General features: G+C 54.8%; 3 protein-coding genes. 1 reads left to right on the top strand and 2 read right to left on the bottom strand.

Going from position 1 to position 2951, the window contains the following annotated elements; all coding sequences use genetic code 11:
* Positions 1-309: 309 nt before the first annotated feature.
* Positions 310-1074 (top strand): TSUP family transporter, encoded by a 765-nt coding sequence (locus MPRO_RS02620; protein WP_067286601.1) that lies wholly within the window; start codon positions 310-312, stop codon positions 1072-1074.
* A 267-nt stretch (positions 1075-1341) separates the two neighbouring features.
* Here MPRO_RS02620 and MPRO_RS02615 read toward each other — a convergent pair whose 3' ends face one another.
* Together MPRO_RS02615 and MPRO_RS02610 are read right to left on the bottom strand one after the other, a co-directional pair.
* Positions 1342-1578: a hypothetical protein gene (locus tag MPRO_RS02615; protein WP_067286599.1), complete on the bottom strand. Its 237-nt coding sequence runs from the start codon at positions 1576-1578 to the stop codon at positions 1342-1344.
* Between the two features lie 409 nt (positions 1579-1987).
* On the bottom strand, positions 1988-2530 hold the full coding sequence (locus MPRO_RS02610) for a hypothetical protein (protein ID WP_067286598.1): 543 nt from the start codon (positions 2528-2530) through the stop codon (positions 1988-1990).
* Between the last annotated feature and the right edge of the window lie 421 nt (positions 2531-2951).

Raw genomic sequence — 2951 nt, 5'->3', positions numbered from 1 at the left:
CCTGAATTTGGCTGTTTTTTGTGCTGTTTTGCGTTAAATAGAACCACTATTCGCCTTAAAACACCGCAAAAAAACCGCTCAAATCAGTCGACTCTCGCTACGGCCAGCATTCTCGGGCAGCCTCCTAGGCTGTCTGTTCGGGTTCAGCGTCTGTTTTTGATGCAAGGTGGCACCAGACAGTTGTTCCTGGACGAGGTCAGGCGTAGAGTTCAGCCCGCCGCGCAGAGGCCTGTAACAGGGTTTTCCGGCGCTGGATCTGGCCCATCCGCTCGAGATGGTTTCTGAGAGAATTTACGCGAGAATTTTTACATGGATCTGGTTTTGTCACCGGAGTTGCTGGCGGCATTGTTCGGTGTTGCGCTGCTGGCGGGGTTTATCGATACCATTGCCGGCGGCGGTGGCCTGTTGACGCTGCCGGCCCTGTTGCTGGCCCAGGTGCCGCCGGTGGCGGCATTGGCCACCAACAAGCTGCAAAGCTCCTTTGGCAGTCTGACGGCGGCACTGACGATGCTGCGGCGGGGAATTGTCAGGTTCGAAGATATTCGCGGCCTGGTGCTGGGAAGTCTGCTGGGCTCGGTACTGGGGACTCTGCTGGTGCAATTTACTGATCCGGGCATCCTGATGTTTCTGATTCCACTGGTACTGGTGGTAATCGCGCTCTATTTCCTGCTGGTGCCCACGGCGGGGCTGCAAGAAACACCGGCGCGGATGAGTCGGCGCACGTACAGCATGACGCTGGCGCCGCTGGTGGGATTTTACGACGGTTTTCTGGGACCCGGCACAGGCTCCTTTTTCGCCTTCAGCAAGATCTGGTTTCGCGGGCGTAACCTTCTGGGGGCCACCGGAGCGGCCAAGGTGATGAACTGTGCCAGTAATGTGGCTTCACTGGTGGTCTTTATCGCTGGTGGCAAGGTGGTGTGGAGTCTGGGTGCGGTGATGGTCCTGGGGCAAATTCTGGGTGCGCTGATTGGCAGTCACACCATGATTCGCCATGGCAGCCGGATTATTCGCCCGCTGGTGGTTGGCATGTGTCTGTTGATGGCAGTCAGCTATATCTGGAAAGAGGTTCTGTAGCGCAGCGCGAGTCTGGCACTAGAGGGGTGGGCTTTTGTGATGCAACAAGCGACGTGGCACTAAACCCTCAGGGTTTTCGTTAGTCACTAAATGCTGAGGTGCTGGATACTGAGGAGCTAAGTGCAGGGGGCAAACATTGGGGGCAGGGCAGTGTCTTCAGAGGGGAAAAGCGGCTGGCTTGTGCGCCTGTGCGCCTGTGCGCCTGTGCCGCTTGCAGCTCATCCTGTGACCAGGATGGGCTGCGAAGCGGGCCTTGGCACTGCATGCTTAGCGTCCGAGCAGGGCGTGCAGGTTAGGGGTACGGTTGACGCTGAGTTTGCTCAGCAGGTTCAGCAACGACGTTTTGATTTTCAGCATGCGTGCAGCGCGCAGTTCAGCTTTTTTCTCAGCTTCGGCTTCACGTGCAATACGGAAAATGTATTCGATTTCGCTTTCACGACGACCGCCTGGGTAGCTCAGTGCAGAGTTCATGTGTGCATTGTAGTGAGTATACAGAGTGTTCATTGATATCTCCTTTCACTGGGTTTTCAGATCCGGCCCGGCTATCACTCAGTGCGATAGCCTATGGTTTCGGGCTGAGCGCTTTAGCGCTAACCAGTGACGCCAGAATAACGGCGTTACGCATATGCAGCAAATGATCCTTTTTGATCGCTATGGTTATTTATTTTCACGTATTTGTTTCATCAATGCAGCGGGCTAATAAATTTCAGGCGTGTCGGCTGCGCACTGAGTTGAAGACCTTGATAGGCCTGCAGCCCCCATGTCTGGGTTCTGGGCTGATATTCGGGGCCAAACAGTTGTTTGAAACGAATGCTGAATTCAGTGCTATGTTGGTGCTGGAAAAAGCACGAAGGCTTTTCATCATTATTCGGCGGTTGTGGTTACGGCTACTGATGGAGGGCGAGGGTGATATCTATTGTGGCTCGCGCTTGAGGGTGGCGGTTATTTCCTTGCTAATAGCGCCGTCGAGAATACGCGTGTAAGCCAGATCCATATTGCCGTCGTTGCGCAATGTACGGTCATAGATCTGCATGTCGTAGGCACCCTGATTGGTGATCATCATGGCGTAAACGGTGAGTGTCTGGTCGTGGATGCGGGCCCAGACAAAGGGATCTCCAGCCAGGGGGTCCATCGGAATATGCTTGCCAAAGACATTCATGCGCATGGCGGATGCATAGATGGCACCACGACGCGTCTTGCGGAACAGTATGCGGTAAGAGTGTTCCTTCTGCGTGAGATCAGTCCGTTTTACCTGGGTTCCCCAGGCAACTTCGAAGTTATCGTCTTTGGGCTCGATCCGTACCGTCAGCTTTCGACGCTCGGCTTCGCCGGCAACCTGAGCATGGGCCACGCCGGTGAAATGACCGTAAAACGCTTCAATTTCCAGATCCTCGGCATGGAGTGGACCTGCCAGGAGCAGCAGTGACAGGGTCAGCAAAGAGATCAGTTGGCGCATACGACATTCCATTCAGGTTGGCGTTTCGAGTTATTTGGGGCAACAGCAGTATCTTTCCGCCGGCCTCTGCCCCTGTGTCCCGTTGCAGTTGCGAGCGATCAGGCTGTCCGACAATACTCAACCTACTGCGAGCCACCTGAGTTTGGCTGTTTTCTGTGCTGTATTGCGTTAAATAGAACCACTATTCGCCTTAAAACACCGCAAAAACCCGCTCAAATCAGTCGACTCTCGCTACGGCCAGCATTCCCGGACAGCCTCCCGGGCCAGTAATAGCTGCAAGGGAATACTCTTCCCACTAAACGCCTGCTGCTATGGCGCTGAAAGCGGGAGTATTGCAAACACACTCTACGGATTAACCCAGAGCATGCAGCAGCGCCCTGGCAGCCTGCAGCTCTTCGGTATCAAAACCCTCGGTGAAACA

Source organism: Marinobacterium profundum, from assembly GCF_001528745.1.
GTDB classification, from domain to species: Bacteria; Pseudomonadota; Gammaproteobacteria; order Pseudomonadales; family Balneatricaceae; genus Marinobacterium_A; species Marinobacterium_A profundum.
This window is presented reverse-complemented; position numbering and strand designations above follow the sequence as displayed.

What these genes read in the sequence shown, in the direction of transcription:
- MPRO_RS02620 (WP_067286601.1), top strand. Translation starts at nt 310, where the DNA reads ATGGATCTGGTTTTGTCACCGGAGTTGCTGGCGGCATTGTTCGGTGTT.
- MPRO_RS02615 (WP_067286599.1), bottom strand. Translation starts at nt 1,578, where the DNA reads ATGAACACTCTGTATACTCACTACAATGCACACATGAACTCTGCACTG.
- MPRO_RS02610 (WP_067286598.1), bottom strand. Translation starts at nt 2,530, where the DNA reads ATGCGCCAACTGATCTCTTTGCTGACCCTGTCACTGCTGCTCCTGGCA.